Origin of the sequence: Mycobacterium sp. E2699, from assembly GCF_001666745.1 — a bacterium.
In the GTDB taxonomy this organism is placed as follows: domain Bacteria; phylum Actinomycetota; class Actinomycetes; order Mycobacteriales; family Mycobacteriaceae; genus Mycobacterium.
In genome coordinates this window covers 26,378-42,177 of the sequence record NZ_LZJH01000048.1, presented here as the reverse complement: position 1 = coordinate 42,177, position 15,800 = coordinate 26,378, and the positions used below count along the sequence as shown (strand labels likewise).

Sequence of the window (15,800 nt, the reverse complement as noted above, 5' to 3'; positions counted from 1 at the left end):
GTGGGCCGGCACACGGGTATTGACTCGTCCCGCGATGCAAAGTCATCGGGGTCATCGCGAAACACGCCCATTCAATCGCCGGGCACCGACAACTAACTCACGCGAGCGTGACCGCAGTGCGAAATGTTGGGCCGAAATTCGCGGTGTGGTTATCGCTCGCCGAACTCAGGCGTGGGTGAGAACCCGGTCCCAACCCTCGACGGCTTCCGGGCTGCGCGGGCCCGGACCGACGTAAATGGCCGACGGGCGGACCAGCTTGCCCAGCCGCTTCTGCTCGAGGATGTGGGCGCACCATCCCGCGGTGCGTCCACAGGTGAACATCGCCGGCATCATGTTGGCCGGCACCCGGGCGAAGTCCAGGATGACCGCGGCCCAGAACTCGACGTTGGTCTCGATGGCGCGGTCCGGGCGCCGCTCCCGCAGCTCGGCCAGCGCGGCCTGCTCCAACGCGACGGCGACCTCGTGGCGCGGGGCGCCCAGCCGCTCGGCGGCCGCCCGCAGCACCCGGGCCCGCGGGTCCTCGGCGCGGTACACGCGGTGGCCGAAACCCATCAGCTTGTCTCCGCGGTCCAAAATGCCCTTCACCAGGCTGCGCGCGTCGCCGGTGCGCTCGACCTCCTCGAGCATCGGCAGCACCCGGGCCGGCGCGCCGCCGTGCAGCGGGCCGCTCATCGCCCCGATCGCCCCCGACAGCGAAGCCGCGACGTCCGCTCCGGTCGAGGCGATCACCCGCGCGGTGAACGTCGAGGCGTTCATGCCGTGCTCGGCGGCCGACACCCAGTAGGCGTCGATCGCCTCGACGTGCCGGGGGTCGGGTTCGCCCTGCCAGCGGGTCATGAATCGCGCTGTGACGGTCGGGCATTCGTCGATGACCCGCTGCGGGACGGCGGGCTGATAGATGCCGCGCGCCGACTGCGCGACGTAGGACAGCGCCATCACCGAGGCGCGGGCCAGCTGATCGCGGGCGGTGGCGTCGTCGGTGTCCAGCAACGGCTTGTAGCCCCAGATCGGCGCCAGCATGGCCAGCCCCGCCTGCACGTCGACCCGCACATCGCCGGTGTGGATCGGCAGCGGGAAGGGCTCGGCGGGCGGCAGCCCATGACCGAACTTGCCGTCGACCAGCAGCGCCCACACGTCGCCGAAGGTCACCTGCTGGCTCACCAGGTCTTCGATATCCACGCCGCGGTAGCGCAGCGCGCCGCCGTCTTTGTCCGGCTCGGCGATTTCGGTGGTGAACGCCACCACGCCCTCCAGGCCGGGGACGAAGTTCTCGGGCACAGTCATACGCAAATTCTCGCACCCCATCGGCGGGCGGATGCTACCGGCCGGTAGCGACCCCCGGTAGCGTTGGCGCAATGGCAGGACCGGGGCCCGGAGCAGGCAGAGAACACCTGGAGACGATGCGCGTGGAGTACGGGTCGGTCGAGAAGGACGGCAGCACGGACCTCGACGCGGACTGGCTGGCGGAGGGCTGGCTTGTCTTGTTTCGCAAGTGGATTGACGACGCGGAGCGCGCCGGCGTGGCCGAACCCAACGCCATGGTGTTGGCCACCGTCGCAGACGGCCGGCCGGTCAGCCGATCGGTGCTGTGCAAGAGTGCGGACGAGACGGGGATCACTTTTTTCACCAACTACGACTCGGCCAAGGGCGCCGAGCTGGCGGCGACGCCGTACGCGTCGGCAACCTTTCCCTGGTACCTGCTGGGCCGGCAGGTGCACATCAGCGGGCGGGTGAGCAAGGTCGACCCGCAGGTCACGCAGGACTATTGGTCCAAGCGGCCGCGGGGCTCACAACTGGGTGCGTGGGCGTCACACCAATCGCGGCCGATCGCGTCGCGCGCCGCACTGCTGGACCAGCTCGCCGAGGTCACGGCCCGCTTCTCCGACTCCGAATGCGTCCCCGTGCCGCCCAACTGGGGCGGGTACCTGCTGGCGGCCGAGGTGGTCGAATTCTGGCAGGGCCGAGAAAACCGGGTGCACAACCGGATTCGGGTGATCGGCGATCGAATCGAGCGCCTTCAGCCCTGAATGCGCCCCACGCTCGGCCGCGGTATGACGCACGTCACGTCGGCAATTCACCGTGGTTTAACCAGCCGACGGCCGCCAGACCGGCGGACTTGACCCCGGGCAGGCACGCCGTCCCGACAACGACTACCTTCAGCAGTAAGCACCTAGTCAGGGCAGCCATACCAGCCAGAGCGCAAAGGGGTTCTCGTGGCCGACACCGACGACACCGCAACTCTGAAGTACCCAGGGGGCGAGATCGACCTTGAGGTCGTGCAAGCCACCGAAGGAGCCGACGGGATTGCGCTCGGCCCCCTTTTGTCCAAGACCGGCTACACGACGTTCGACAACGGCTTCGTCAACACCGCCTCGTGCAAGAGTTCCATCACCTACATCGACGGTGACGCCGGCATTCTGCGCTACCGCGGCTACCCGATCGAGCAGCTCGCCGAGAAGTCGACCTTCATCGAGGTCAGCTACCTGCTCATCTACGGCGAGTTGCCGAACAAGGAACAGCTCGACGAGTTCACCAACCGGATCCAGCGGCACACGATGCTGCACGAGGACCTCAAGCGTTTCTTCGACGGCTTCCCGCCCAACGCCCACCCGATGCCGGTGCTGTCCAGCGTGGTGAACGCGCTGAGCTCCTACTACCCGGACGCGCTGGACCCGATGGACAACGGCCAGGTCGAGCTGTCGACCACGCGTCTGCTGGCCAAGCTGCCCACTATCGCCGCGTATGCCTACAAGAAGTCGATCGGGCAGCCCTTCCTCTACCCGGACAACTCGCTTTCCCTGGTGGAGAACTTCCTGCGGATGACGTTCGGGTTGCCGGCCGAGCCGTACCACGCCGACCCCGAGATCGTGCGGGCGCTGGACATGCTGTTCATCCTGCACGCCGACCACGAGCAGAACTGCTCGACGTCGACGGTCCGGCTGGTCGGCTCCTCACGGGCCAACCTTTTCACCTCCATTTCCGGCGGCATCAACGCGCTGTGGGGTCCGCTGCACGGCGGCGCCAACCAGGCGGTGCTGGAGATGCTCGAGCAGATCCGGGAGAGCGGCGACGACGTCGGCGAATTCGTCCGGAAGGTGAAGAACCGCGAGGCCGGCGTGAAGCTGATGGGCTTCGGGCACCGCGTCTACAAGAACTACGACCCGCGGGCCCGGATCGTCAAGGAACAGGCCGACAAGATCCTGGGCAAGCTGGGCGGCGACGACTCGCTGCTCGACATCGCGAAGGAACTCGAAGAGGCGGCGCTCACCGACGACTACTTCGTCGAGCGCAAGCTATACCCCAACGTCGACTTCTACACCGGCCTGATCTACCGGGCCCTGGGCTTCCCGACCAGGATGTTCACGGTGCTGTTCGCGCTGGGCCGGCTGCCGGGCTGGATCGCGCACTGGCGTGAGATGCACGACGAGGGCGACAGCAAGATCGGGCGTCCGCGCCAGATCTACACCGGGTACACCGAGCGGGACTACGCCACCATCAACGACCGCTAGTTTTCCCGCCGAGCAGACGCAAAAGTACCCATTTCGACACCAAATCAGGGGCTTTTGCGACTGCTCGCGAGGGTGGCCAGCACGGCCATCGCGGCGTTGTGCCCGCCGATGCCCGACACCGCCCCGCCGCGGCGGGCGCCCGAGCCGCACAACATGATTCGATCGTGCGCCGTGGCGACCCCCCATTGCCGCGCCGGCGTGTCCACGTGGTCGTCGTCGTCGGCGAAGGGCCACGTGAGGCCGCCGTGGAAGATGTTGCCCGCCGTCATCCCCAGTGTGCGGTGCAGGTCCAGGGTGGTCGTCGTCTCGATGCAGGGCCGGCCCTGCACATCGGTCATCAATGCCTCCTGAATCGGCTCGGCCAGAACGGAATTCAGCGACGCGAGCACAGACTCGGTCAGGCGGTCACGCAGGGCGCCGGAGTAGTTGCCGTCGAACAGCGAGTGCGGGGTGTGCAGGCCGAACACCGTCATGGTGTGGGCGCCCGACTCGCGCAGCTCGGCCGACAGAATGCTCGGATCGGTCAGCGAATGGCAATAGGCTTCGCAGGGCAGCGGATTCGGGATGTCCCCGGCCGCCGCGCGCGCATACGCGGCGTCCAGCTGGGGCCAGGTCTCGTTGGCGTGGAACGTCCCGGCGAACGCCTGTTCGGGTGTGACGCCGCTGTCGCGCAATCGGGGCAGGCGTCGCAGCACCATGTTCACCTTGACCTGTGCGCCCTGCGCGGGGGTCGTCGGCCGCTCGCCGAGCAGGCCGGCCAGGACCGTGGGTGTGACGCCGGCAAGCACGAACCGGCCCCGCACCGCGTGCTCTTCGTCGCCGACCCGGTAGCGCACGCCGCCGTCGGGTTCGACCGCGAAAACGTCTGCGCCGGTGATGATTTCGGCACCATAAGCGAATGCCGCCGACGCCAGGGCCGCGGACAGCGAGCCCATCCCGCCGACGGGGACGTCCCAGTCCCCGGTGCCCCCGCCCAGCACGTGGTAGAGGAAGCAGACGTTCTGCCGCAGCGACGGGTCGTCGAGCGGGGCGAACGTGCCGATCAGCGCGTCGGTCGCGATGACGCCGCGAACCAGGTCGTTGCCCACCGCCCCGGTGATGGCGCGGTCGAGGGGCTCGTCGATCATGGCCCGCCATGCGGCCTTGGCCCCGGGATCGCCGCCGTCCACGACGTGCCGGCGGGCCTCATCACGGGTGCGCAGCGGCTCGAGCAGCGTCGGCCAGAGCGGTTCGGTCACCAGCCGGCATTGCCGGTAGAAGGCGGCGAAACGGCCCTCGTCTTCGGCGGCGCCGATGGCGCCGAACGTCCCGGGGCGCCCGATCAGCAGCCCGCGGCGGCCCCCGGTCTCCGGATCAGGCGTGTAGGACGAATATGGCCGGCGAGCCAGTCGCACCGCGGCGCCCAGGTCGTCCACGATCCGGGCCGGCAGCAGGCTGACCAGGTAGGAGTACCGCGACAACCGGACGCCGACACCGGGGAAGGCCTGCGCCGAAATCGCGGCCCCGCCGGGGTGCTCCAGCCGCTCCAGCACCCGGACCCGCAGGCCCGCGCGGGCCAGGTAGCCGGCCGCGACCAGCCCGTTGTGGCCGCCGCCGACGACGATCGCGTCGAAGGCGTCGGCATTCCCGCGGTAGCTCAGCTCAGGTAGCCCTCGACCTCGTCGGGCGGGCGCACCTGCGCCTCGCGTGGGTCACCACCGCTTTCCCGCAGCGCACGGCGCTGCCGCAACAGGTCCCAGCACTGGTCGAGCTCGACCTCCACCCGGCGCAGGCGATCATGCTCCTCTGACCCACTGATGTCGCCCCGCTGCACCTGCGAGCGCAGGGCCTTCTCCTCGTCGACGAGGGTGCGGATGTGAGCGAGGGTGTCGCTGTCGGTCGGTTTTCTGCCGTTTCCCATGCGTCCAGTGTGCCCGACCTGGCAGGCGTCGCCCCGCCGAATCGGTAGGCTGCATATCGCCTGCAAAACGAAAGTGCGGGTGAATAATGACCGAGGGGGCAATAGTGGGGATAGGCACGGATTTGCGGCAAGTGCCCGCAGATACCGACTCGCGGCCGGAGCCGGAATTGCACCGGCGGTCGCCTGGACTGCCCTGGCTGATTGCCGTCGCGCTTATTCCGTTGTTCATTGCCGCAATCGGTTACGGCGGGTGCGCGCGACCCCGATCCGCCCATGCCCCGCCCGCCGGGGCGCCGACAAGCGCGTCCGCCGCCCGGAAGCTGTCCCTGTCGCCGCTTTCAATTACGCGCAGCGGCAATGACTTAACCCTCAGCGGGGATTTCCCCGACGACTCCGCCAAGGCGGCGTTGTTGAGGGCGCTTAACGGTTCGCTGCCGCCGGGTGTCAACATCGTCGACCAAATACACATCAATCCCAATATCGACGCGCTCGACTTTTCAAAAGCCGGACCGATTTTCAAAGACAGCGCCTCGATTCCCGATTTCAGTCTGATGGTCCGCGGGGACACCATCACCGTGGCCGGCACCGCCGCATCGCAAGAGCAAAACAACGTTGTCCACCAGGAGGCGGTGCGCACCTGGTCCAAGCTGAACGTCGTTGACAACCTTGTGATCAGGGGGTCGGTTGCGCCGCCCGTACCACCCGTCGCCCCCGTCGCCGTGCAGTGCACCGACGTGCGGGGGGCGATCATCGCCGTGACGGGCGGCCCGATCGAGTTCGCCAATGACGGTGTCAGCCTGACCCCGGCCGATGAGCCGGTACTGACCCAGGTGTCCGACAAGCTCAAGGCGTGTCCGATGGCGCGGGTGACGCTCAACGGCTACGCCGACAATTCCGGAGTCGAGGCGATCAACATTCCGCTGAGCACCCAGCGTGCCCAAAAGGTCGCCGATTTCCTTGTCGCCCATGGCGTCGCGGGCACTCAGCTGGTGGTCAAGGGCCTCGGTTCGGCGAACCCCATCGCCCCGAACGACACGGCCGAGGGCCGCGCCAAGAATCGCCGCGTCGAAATCGTTGTGAGTTAAGGAGATCCGGCATGGATTTTGTAATCCAGTGGTTGTGGTACCTGCTCGCATTCGTGGCCGGCTCGGCGGTCGCCCGGGTGATCGCCAACGTCATGAACAAGCGCGTCGGCGTTGAAGAGTTCCCCGCCGCCCGGACCGGCCCCGGGATAGGCGGAAAGTGATGAGCCACGTGCACTGGTTGCTCTTCGGCCTGTCCTTCGTGATGGGTTTGGTGTTGACGCTTGCGCTGAAGGTGCGGCCCGTCAAACGGCCGATGCCGGTGGCGGCGCAGGCCGACGCGTTGGCCGTCGCGGCGGACATCGAGCCCGAGCCGACCACCAGGATTTCGGCTCCCTACGAGTTCTTCGCGACCGACATCCCGGCCGACGACGAACAGCTCACGACGACGGTCCCCGTCGAGCCGGACGCGCCGACGAGGGAGATCCCCGTCACTGAAGAGTGCACTGACGAGCCGCCGGCCGCGGACGTCCACGTCGAGCCCGCCCAGCCTAAGACCGCGGTCCCGGTCGGCGACGAGCCGCGCCTCCCGGACAATCCGGTCGAGCCGGAGCCGCCGCCGACGGCGATCCCGGTCGACGACGCGCCGCCGGCCACCGACGCACCCGTCGCGGAAGAGTCGCCCGCCACCGAGCTGCCCGTCGCACAAGAGCCGCCGACGACGGAGATCCCGGTCGCGGAAGAAGCGACGACTCCGGAGCCGAAGCGGCCGCCCAAGGCCAGGTTTTTGTTCCTGAGAAGGTTCTTTTCCCGCGCGGCACGGGCCGACAAGGAGCCGAAGGCCAAGCCCGCGTCGGCGAGGAAACCGCCGCCGAAGAAGGCTCGCCCGGGCGCCAAGGGATCGCCGGTCAAGAGGGTCCCGGGTGCGAGAAAGGCGGCACCGAAGAAGGTTCCGCCCGGCAAGAGGGTGCCGCCGAGAAAGGCCACGGGGCGTCCGGTGAAAAAAGCGGCGCCGATCGCCGAACAGTCGGCGCCGAAGAGGCTGCCCGGCACCGCGGAGTCACCCAAATGGAAGCCCGTCTTGCCGTATGAGCCCTACGGTCCGGGGTCCGCCCGCGCCACCCCCGACGGCGGGGGACCGGCCGGATGGCTGGTCAAGGGCCGTTCGGACACCCGGCTCTACTACACCCCGGACGACGAGACTTACGACCCGACCGTCGCGCAGGTCTGGTTCAAAGATGAAGAGTCCGCCGCGCGTGCGTGTTTCACGCCGTGGCGCAAGAGTTCGAGGAAGTGACGTCCGGCACGGGCGTAATGTCGCGCCAGCATCCGGCGTCAGCTCGGCGCGGGGATGTGCAGCAGCAGCCGCGCACCGCCCAGGGGGCTGTCCTGAAGCGCAGCCGTCCCGCCGTGTAGCTGGGCCTGCTGGGCCACCAACGCCAGCCCCAAACCCGAGCCCGAATGCGACGCCGTCGACCCGCGCGAGAATCGCTCGAACACCACCCGGCGTTCGGCCTCGGGAACCCCACTGCCGTTGTCGTCGACGGCGATGTCCACGCCGGCACGCGAGCTGACCGCGGACAGCTGAACGCGCGTCGCGCCACCGTGTTTGACGGCGTTGGCGATCGCGTTGTCAACGGCCAGCCGCAACCCCGCCGGCAGCCCCACGATGATGCACGTCGGCGACGGCACCAGCGACACGTCGAGTTCCGGGTAGACCCGCATGGCGTCGTGCGCGGCGCGGTCGAGCAACTCGGTGATGTCGACCGGCACGTGATCGTCCGACGTCGACAGCTGGCCCTGGGCCAGCCGCTCGAGCGCGCTCAGTGTGGCCTCGATCCGCGACTGGGTGCGGATGACGTCGCTGAGCACTTCCTTGCGCTGGTCGTCCGCCAGGTCCAGGGTGGACAGCACCTCGAGGTTGGTGCGCATCGCGGTGAGCGGCGTGCGCAGCTCGTGGGAGGACACCGCCGCGAAGTCGCGGGCCGACTCGAGCGCCTCCTTGGTCCGGTTCTGCTCGTCCCAGATGCGCTGCAGCATCCCCCGCATCGCCTCGGCGATCTCCACGGCTTCACTGGCGCCGTGCACTTCGACCCGCGGCGCCTCGTCTCCGGCGTCGATCAGCCGCGTCTGCTGGGCGAGCTGTTTGAACGGGCGCACCGCGAAGGCGGCCAGCAACCAACCGAACACGGCCGCCGCGCCGATGGCGAATCCGCAGATCAGCATGACCCGCCGGTGCAGGTTGTTGGTCTCGGCGATGGTGGCGTCGTACGTGGCGCCCACGGCCAGCGACGTCGGCACCGGGCCGGGTATCTCAACCGTCCGCACCCGGTAGCGCACGCCCCTGACGTAGGTGTCGGCGTAGTCGACGTCCAGCTTGGGCAGCGTGACGTCGGAGTTCGACTTGACCTGGTCGCCGCGGCGGATCGTCATGATCGCGTCGCGGCTGTTGGGCGAGCGCGGGATTTCGTCGAGTCCGCGCGGCAGGAAGGGAATCGCGAAGCCGGCGGCCTCGTCGAGCCGGCGGTCCAGCCGCTCCTTGCGGTCGTTGGTGATCCCGACCCAGACCACCGCGCCGACGATGAGCACCGGGATGGCGGCGCCGATGGCCGTCGCGACCACGACCCGGGTCCGCAGCGAAGGCGTACGGGCGAAAATCCGGGACAACAGGTTCATGCGCACTTCATGGTTACTGCATTCGCAGCACGAACCCGACTCCGCGGACGGTGTGCAGCAGCCGGGGACCGCCGTTGGCCTCCAGCTTGCGGCGCAGGTACCCGATGAAGACGTCGACGACGTTGGTGTCGGCGGCGAAGTCGTACCCCCACACCAGCTCCAGCAGCTGCGCGCGGGACAGCACCGCCGTCTTGTGCTCGGCCAGCACGGCCAGCAGGTCGAATTCCCGCTTGGTCAGGTCGACGTCGACGCCGTTGACCCGTGCCCGCCGGCCGGGGATGTCCACCTCCAGCGGGCCGACCGTGATGGTCTCCGAGGACGACGTCGCGGTCGAGCCGCGGCGGCGCAGCAGTGCCTTCACCCGCGCGACCAGCTCGGCCAGCACGAACGGCTTGACCAGGTAGTCGTCGGCGCCGGCCTCCAGCCCCGCCACCCGGTCGTCGACCGAGCTGCGCGCGGACAACACGCAGACCGGCACGTCGTTGTCCATGGCCCGCAGCGCGGTGACGACGCTGACGCCGTCCAGGACGGGCATGTTGATGTCGAGCACGATCGCGTCCGGGCGGGTCTCGGTCGCGCTGCGCAAGGCCTCGGCGCCGTCGACCGCGGTCGACACCTCGAACCCGGACAGGCGCAGGCCACGTTCGAGCGAGGCGAGCACGTCGGAGTCGTCGTCCACGACCAACACCCGAGGCGAGGTGGCACCAGTGTCCATGGCGTTCATTTTGCCTGATCCTCGCCGTCGGCGGTGGGAGGCGCGACTTGGGCGCCGGCAGACGCAAACGCCCCCCCGAACCGGTCCCGATCAGGGGCGTTTGCGACCGCTCGGCGCGCCCAGGCCGCTCAGTTGCACGGCCAGTCGCCTGCGCACGCCGGGGACGCGCGCGGCCAGGCGCATCCCGAGGTTGCGGACCGGGCCGAGTGGACGCGGCACGGTGGAGATCCGGGTCAGGCGACCGGTCAGTTTCAGCACGCGCTCGGCCCGCCCGCGCTGGGTCGCGGCGTAGGCGTCCAGCGCGGCGTCGGGACCGCCGCGCAGGACGTCGGTGAGCGCGCCCGCCAGGGAGATCGCGTCGGTGATACCGAGGTTCATGCCCTGGCCCCCGGCGGGGCTGTGCACGTGGGCGGCGTCGCCGGCGAGCAGCAGCCGGCCGGCCCGGTAGGTGTCGGCGACGCGGTGGTGGATGCGGAACCGCGTTCCCCACAGCAGCTCGGTGACCTTCAACTGGCCGGGCCCGAAGCCCCTGGCATCCAGCAGGGCCTGCACGAATTCCGGCGAGGGCGCCTTCGGCGCGTCCGGAACCGGAGCGACGATGCGGAAGATGTCGCCGGGCAGCGGTGCCAGCACGTTCAGGCCCTCCGCCGCGTAGAACAGGATCACCTCGTCGCGGGGTGCGTCGCCGTCCAGCCGGACGTCGGCGAGCGTGAAGGATTCGGCGAATTCGCCTCCGGTGAACCCGATTCCGGCGTGGTCGCGGACCGTGCTGTGCATGCCGTCGGCGCCGACGACGTAGCCGGCCCGGATGGTGTCGCCGTCGTCGAAGGTGGCGGTGACGCCCTGGCCGTCCTGAATGAGCCGGCTCAGCGTCTTGGGCCGGATCACCCGGCCGCCGAGTTCGTGCAGTCGCTCCAGCAGCAGCCGCTCCGTGTCGGACTGGGACAGCATCAACGTGTACGGGTGCTTCGTCGGCAGCGGACTGAAGTCGACGGGCATCAGGATGCGCCGGCCCTCCCGCATGGTGAATCGCGGCGCGATCAGCCCCGCTTTGACCATTCGCCGGGCCACGTCGAGGTCCTCGAGCACCTCCAGGGTGCGGGCGTTCACCGCGGCCGCGCGGGTCGTGTTCTGGCCCTCGGCGAGCGCGTCCACCACGACCGCCCGCACGCCGCGGACGAGCAACGAAGCGCCCAGTGCCAGGCCCGTGGGGCCGGCGCCTACCACCAAAACGTCGGTGTCATACATGATCGGCTCCTCTCGTCCAAAGTCAACGCTTGTTGGCATAAGTCCATGCTTGCGCGCCGATGCCCTGATGTCAACACTTGTTGGCCTACAATTGTTGACATGAAGAGATCCTCGGAACTGACCAAGGCGGCGATCCTGACGGCGGCCCGCGAGCGGTTCGGCGCGTCCGGTTTCCAGGGCGCCACCATCCGGGCCATCGCCGCCGACGCCGGGGTGGACCCCGCGATGGTGATGCGGTACTACGGCAGCAAGGACAAGCTTTTCGCCGCCGCGGCGGACTTCGACCTGAGGTTTCCCGACCTGGCCGCGGTCGACCGGACGGAGGTCGGGCGGTCGGTGGTCCAGCACTTCCTCGAACGCTGGGAGGGCGACGAGGCTCTGGTCATCCTGCTGCGATGCAGCGCCACGAATGGCGAAGCCGCGCAACGGATGCACGAGATCTTCGGGGCCCAACTGCAGCCGCTGGTCGCCACGCTGGCGCCCGCGGGGGAATCCGGGATGCGCGCCGGGCTGATCGCCACGCAGATCCTGGGGATGGCGTTGTGCCGCTTCGTGTTACGGCTGCCTCCGGTCGTCGGGATGACCCGCGACGAGATCGTCGAGTGGCTCGGGCCGACGATTCAGCGTTACCTCACCGGGGCGGCGTGAGCGGACACAAAAACCCCTAGATCGGGTCCGGTGCGGGGCTTTTGCGTCTGCTCGCGGCGGGTAGGCCGATGCGCCGGTAACGCCGCAGCCGGACGGCCAGGCGCTCCTCGGGGGGCATCTCGCGCAACGCGTGCACCTCTGCGGCAATCGCGCGCGACAGTCGTTGGGAGAACTCGACCGGTTCGTCGGCGGCGTCGGGATGCTCGGGCACGATGGCGTCGACGATCCCGGACGCCAGCAGGTCGGCCGAGCGGATCCCCTGGTCGGCGGCGAGTTCGGGAGCGTGGGCGGTGTCGCGGAAGACGATCGCGCTCGCGCCCTCGGGCGGCAGCGGCGCCAGCCAGCCGTGCAGCGCGGCCAGCACCCGGTCGGCGGGCACCATCGCCAGCGCCGGTCCGCCGCTGCCCTGGCCCAACAGGATCGACACCGTCGGCGTCTCCAGCGTGACGAGTTCGGCCAGGCACTGGGCGATCTGGCCGGCCAGCCCGCCCTCTTCGGCCTCGGCCGACAACGCGGGCCCGGCGGCGTCGATGAGGAGCACCAGCGGCAGGCGCAGTTCGGCGGCCAGCGCCATGCCGCGCCGGGCCTCGCGCAGCGCCGCGGGCCCCACGAGGCCCCCGGTGATCCGCTGCTGGCCCAGGACCACGGCGGGCTGGCCGTTGAACCGGGCCAGCGCCAGCAGCGTGGTGGCCGCCTCCCCGGCGCCCGTGCCGGACAACAGCACGCAGTCGGTGGCGCCGTGGCGCAGCAGCGTGCCGACACCGGGCCGGTCCGGCCGCCGGGACGCCACCACGGAATCCCACGCCGGCACGTCGGGCGTCGGCTCGGGCGGCTGCGTCGCGGGCAGCGGCTCGGGCGGGTCGGCGATCACCCGCAGCGCGCGATCGAGCGTCCGGCGCAGTTCGCCGAGCGCGACGACGCCGTCGATCACCCCGTGGCGCTGCAGGTTCTCCGCGGTCTGGATGCCGGGCGGAAAGGGTTCGCCATACAGCAGCTCATACACCCGCGGCCCGAGAAAGCCGATCAGCGCGCCCGGCTCGGCGACGGTGACGTGGCCCAGCGACCCCCACGAGGCGAACACGCCGCCGGTGGTCGGGTGGCGCAGGTAGACCAGGTACGGCAGGTGCGCCCGCTTGTGCAGCCGGACCGCCGCGGCGATCTTGACCATCTGCAGGAACGCGACCGTGCCCTCCTGCATGCGGGTGCCGCCCGAGCTCGGCGAGGCCAGCAGGGGCAGCCGTTCGGCGGTCGCCCGCTCCACCGCGGCGGTGATCCGTTCGGCCGCGGCCACCCCGATAGAGCCGCCGAGGAAGTCGAACTCGCACACCACCACCGCGACACGGCGCCCGGAGATGCGGCCCTCGCCGGTGAGCACCGCCTCGTCCAGGCCGGTGGCGGCGCGCGCGCCGGCCAGCTCCCGCGCGTAGGACTCGGAAACCGGCAGTGCCATCGGATCGCTGTCCCAGCTCTCGAACGAGCCCTTGTCGAGCACGGCATCCAGCAGCTGTCCGGTCGTGGTGCGAGTCACGACACGAGGCTATATAGGCTGGGTTAATGATCGGCGTGACCCAGACCGAAGCCGTAATGACCATCGAGCTGCAGCGCCCCGAGCGCCGCAATGCCCTCAATTCCCAGCTCGTCGACGAGCTTCGGGAGGCCATCGCCAAGGCCGGCGACGACGGATCCACCCGGGCGATCGTGCTGACCGGCCAGGGCACCGTGTTCTGCGCCGGCGCGGACCTGTCCGGGGACGCCTTCGCCGCCGACTATCCGGACCGGCTCATCGAGCTGCACAAGGTCATGGACGCCGCGCCGATCGTGGTGATCGGGGCGATCAACGGCCCCGCGATCGGCGCCGGATTGCAGCTGGCCATGCAATGCGACCTGCGGGTCGCCGCACCCGACGCGTTCTTCCAGTTCCCGACCTCGAAATATGGCCTGGCCCTGGACAACTGGAGCATCCGCCGGCTGTCCTCGTTGGTCGGCCATGGGCGGGCCCGCGCGATGCTGCTGACCGCGGAGAAGCTGACCACCGAAGCGGCGGTGCTGACGGGAATGGTCAACCGCATCGGGACGCTGGCCGACGCCCAGGCCTGGGCCGCCGAGGTCGCGGGCCTGGCGCCGCTGGCGATACAACACGCCAAGCGGGTGCTCAACGACGACGGCGCCATCCAAGAAGCGTGGCCCGAGCACAAGGAGCTCTTCGACCGGGCGTGGGCCAGCCAGGACGTCATCGAGGCTCAGGTCGCGCGCATCGAGAAGCGGCCGCCGAAATTTCAGGGAGCCTGACGGGCATGCCGCGGGGGGCGCTGCGACTGGCCGCCGGCACGGCCTCGCTGGCGGTCGGCGGTTGGCTGGTGCGCGCGCTGCACGGCGCCCCGGCCGCCCTCGGCGCGACGCCCGCGTCGATCCGGGCGGTCGCGGAGGCGTCGCCCAACTACTCCGACGGCGAGTTCGTCAACCTCGATCCCGCCTCGGTCTACCAGATGGACCGCGAGGAATTGCGGCTGATCGTGTGGGAGCTGCTGGCCGGTCGCGGCGGCAGCCGACCGAAGGGGCCCATCCCGTTGGCCGCGCCGGAAATCTTCGACGGCGCGCCCAGCCGGTTGGCCGTCAGCTGGTTCGGCCACTCGACGGCACTGCTGGAAATCGACGGTTACCGGGTGCTCACCGATCCCGTCTGGAGCAACCGGTGCTCGCCCTCGGACATCGTCGGGCCGCAGCGGCTGCACCCGCCGCCCGTGCAACTGGAGGGGCTGCCCGCCGTCGACGCGGTGGTGATCAGCCACGACCACTACGACCACCTCGACATCGACACCGTCACCGCGCTCGCGCGCACGCAGCGGGCCCCGTTCTTCGTGCCGCTCGGAGTGGGAGCCCACCTACGCGCGTGGGGAATCCCCGAGCACCGCATCGTCGAACTCGACTGGCATCAGGCCACCAAGCTCGACCAGCTCACCGTGATTTGCATGCCGGCGCGGCACTTTTCGGGCCGCTTCCTGGATCGCAACACCACGCTGTGGGCGTCATGGGCGTTCATCGGCCCGACGCAGCGCGCGTATTTCGGCGGCGATACCGGCTACACCAAGAGCTTCACGCAGATCGGCGCCGACCACGGCCCGTTCGACCTGACCCTGCTGCCCGTCGGGGCCTACAACACGGCCTGGCCGGACATCCACATGAATCCCGAGGAGGCCGTTCGCGCGCACCTCGACGTCACCGACTCGGGCTCGGGGTTGCTGGTGCCCATCCACTGGGGAACGTTCCGGCTGGCCCCCCACCCGTGGGCCGAACCCGTCGAGCGGGTGCTCAAGGCGGCTGAGCCCGTTCACGTACAGGTGGCGGTGCCGCTACCCGGCCAGCGCATCGATCCCGCCGCGCCGCGCAGATTCAACCCCTGGTGGCGGCTGTGACCCGCTACCCGTCCGGCCGGGTGCGCTCATACACCGTCACCCGATCGTGTTGGCCCCACCATTGCACCGGCTGGTGGGAATCGACTTCGGTCCAGTGGGTGTCGAGTATCCGGTGCATCCGATCGTCGCCGGTGGCGCCGCCGTGGCCGTCGCCGACATAGATGACGCGACTTCCCTTGTAGGCCTTCAGGATGCGAGCGCCGACGTCCTGGCCATGCGGTGGCCACGAAAGGAATAGCGTCCTGTCGGCGTGCATCGCCGCGGCCTCGGCGCAGTCCTTCGCGACGACCCGGACGTGCATAACGTCGTCGTGCCATCCGTTGGTGGCCAGATCCGCGCCCGGGTTGAGGTCGTAACAGACGATGTCGACGCCCACCTGCGCGAGCAGGTAGGCCCAATAGCCCGTGCCCGCGATCGGATCGACCAGTCCGCCTTGGGCGTGCCGCGCGACGAACGCCACGGTGCCGGGGTCGGGGATGGTCCAGGAGTATTTCCGGACGAGCAGCTGCCGGTTCGGCGCGCGCGCCATGCTTTCTTGTACGCTTCGGTCCAACCGGAACTCGCCGACCACGGGGTTGCCCTCGAAACTGTCGGCCTCGACGCAATCCCTCACGGCCTCCCAGTAGGGATTGTCGATGTCCAAATCGTCCGTGTCGACGACCTTTCGTC

At 69.5% G+C, this 15,800-nt stretch carries 15 protein-coding genes and 1 pseudogene; 8 read left to right on the top strand and 8 right to left on the bottom strand.

The features are described 5' to 3' along the window. Positions 1 to 165: 165 nt before the first annotated feature. Complete coding sequence (locus A5696_RS05990) at positions 166 to 1,284, bottom strand: citrate synthase 2 (protein ID WP_067874882.1); 1,119 nt, start codon at positions 1,282 to 1,284, stop codon at positions 166 to 168. 116 nt (positions 1,285 to 1,400) lie between these two features. On the opposite strand from A5696_RS05990, the gene pdxH reads away from it, so the two are divergent. Together pdxH and A5696_RS05980 are read left to right on the top strand one after the other, a co-directional pair. Continuing rightward, positions 1,401 to 2,027 (top strand): pyridoxamine 5'-phosphate oxidase, encoded by a 627-nt coding sequence (pdxH, locus tag A5696_RS05985; RefSeq protein WP_156738276.1) that lies wholly within the window; start codon positions 1,401 to 1,403, stop codon positions 2,025 to 2,027. A gap of 186 nt (positions 2,028 to 2,213) precedes the next feature. Further along, on the top strand, positions 2,214 to 3,509 hold the full coding sequence (locus A5696_RS05980; RefSeq protein ID WP_067874877.1) for a citrate synthase: 1,296 nt from the start codon (positions 2,214 to 2,216) through the stop codon (positions 3,507 to 3,509). A gap of 44 nt (positions 3,510 to 3,553) precedes the next feature. On the opposite strand, the gene A5696_RS05975 is transcribed toward A5696_RS05980, so the two are convergent. Both A5696_RS05975 and A5696_RS05970 read right to left on the bottom strand, forming a co-directional pair. Next, positions 3,554 to 5,113, bottom strand: a complete 1,560-nt coding sequence (locus tag A5696_RS05975) for an NAD(P)/FAD-dependent oxidoreductase (RefSeq protein WP_067874874.1) — start codon at positions 5,111 to 5,113, stop codon at positions 3,554 to 3,556. A 32-nt stretch (positions 5,114 to 5,145) separates the two neighbouring features. Continuing rightward, positions 5,146 to 5,409 carry a DUF2630 family protein gene (locus tag A5696_RS05970; protein ID WP_067874871.1) on the bottom strand — a complete coding sequence of 88 codons (264 nt, stop codon included), beginning with the start codon at positions 5,407 to 5,409 and terminating at the stop codon, positions 5,146 to 5,148. Between the two features lie 86 nt (positions 5,410 to 5,495). Between A5696_RS05970 and A5696_RS05965 the strand changes: the two genes are divergently transcribed. The 3 genes and pseudogenes from A5696_RS05965 to A5696_RS05960 form a co-directional block, all read left to right on the top strand. Further along, positions 5,496 to 6,494: an OmpA family protein gene (locus A5696_RS05965; protein ID WP_082968933.1), complete on the top strand. Its 999-nt coding sequence runs from the start codon at positions 5,496 to 5,498 to the stop codon at positions 6,492 to 6,494. 11 nt (positions 6,495 to 6,505) lie between these two features. Continuing rightward, on the top strand, positions 6,506 to 6,655 hold the full coding sequence (locus tag A5696_RS27940; RefSeq protein WP_197516900.1) for a hypothetical protein: 150 nt from the start codon (positions 6,506 to 6,508) through the stop codon (positions 6,653 to 6,655). Positions 6,656 to 7,506: 851 nt separating this feature from the next. Beyond that, positions 7,507 to 7,728, top strand: a pseudogene (locus A5696_RS05960) (hypothetical protein); the annotation flags it as partial. Between the two features lie 38 nt (positions 7,729 to 7,766). Here the strand turns inward: A5696_RS05960 and A5696_RS05955 are convergent. The 3 genes from A5696_RS05955 to A5696_RS05945 form a co-directional block, all read right to left on the bottom strand. Next, complete coding sequence (locus tag A5696_RS05955; protein WP_067874868.1) at positions 7,767 to 9,107, bottom strand: HAMP domain-containing sensor histidine kinase; 1,341 nt, start codon at positions 9,105 to 9,107, stop codon at positions 7,767 to 7,769. 13 nt (positions 9,108 to 9,120) lie between these two features. Then, entirely contained in the window at positions 9,121 to 9,831 is a 711-nt protein-coding gene (gene prrA, locus A5696_RS05950) for a two-component system response regulator PrrA (protein WP_156738272.1), read from the bottom strand. An 81-nt stretch (positions 9,832 to 9,912) separates the two neighbouring features. Next, entirely contained in the window at positions 9,913 to 11,070 is a 1,158-nt protein-coding gene (locus A5696_RS05945; protein WP_067874864.1) for an FAD-dependent monooxygenase, read from the bottom strand. A 99-nt stretch (positions 11,071 to 11,169) separates the two neighbouring features. Here A5696_RS05945 and A5696_RS05940 point away from each other — a divergent pair, with 99 nt between their 5' ends. Continuing rightward, the gene (locus A5696_RS05940; RefSeq protein ID WP_067874861.1) at positions 11,170 to 11,718 is read left to right on the top strand and encodes a TetR/AcrR family transcriptional regulator; all 549 of its coding nucleotides are present in this window, start codon (positions 11,170 to 11,172) and stop codon (positions 11,716 to 11,718) included. A gap of 16 nt (positions 11,719 to 11,734) precedes the next feature. Here A5696_RS05940 and A5696_RS05935 read toward each other — a convergent pair whose 3' ends face one another. Continuing rightward, entirely contained in the window at positions 11,735 to 13,246 is a 1,512-nt protein-coding gene (locus A5696_RS05935; protein ID WP_067874858.1) for a carboxyl transferase domain-containing protein, read from the bottom strand. A 26-nt stretch (positions 13,247 to 13,272) separates the two neighbouring features. On the opposite strand from A5696_RS05935, the gene A5696_RS05930 reads away from it, so the two are divergent. Next, positions 13,273 to 14,007 (top strand): enoyl-CoA hydratase, encoded by a 735-nt coding sequence (locus A5696_RS05930; RefSeq protein WP_067874855.1) that lies wholly within the window; start codon positions 13,273 to 13,275, stop codon positions 14,005 to 14,007. A gap of 5 nt (positions 14,008 to 14,012) precedes the next feature. Continuing rightward, entirely contained in the window at positions 14,013 to 15,131 is a 1,119-nt protein-coding gene (locus A5696_RS05925) for an MBL fold metallo-hydrolase (RefSeq protein WP_067874853.1), read from the top strand. 4 nt (positions 15,132 to 15,135) lie between these two features. Here A5696_RS05925 and A5696_RS05920 read toward each other — a convergent pair whose 3' ends face one another. Further along, complete coding sequence (locus A5696_RS05920) at positions 15,136 to 15,774, bottom strand: hypothetical protein (RefSeq protein WP_067874851.1); 639 nt, start codon at positions 15,772 to 15,774, stop codon at positions 15,136 to 15,138. Positions 15,775 to 15,800: the final 26 nt, after the last annotated feature.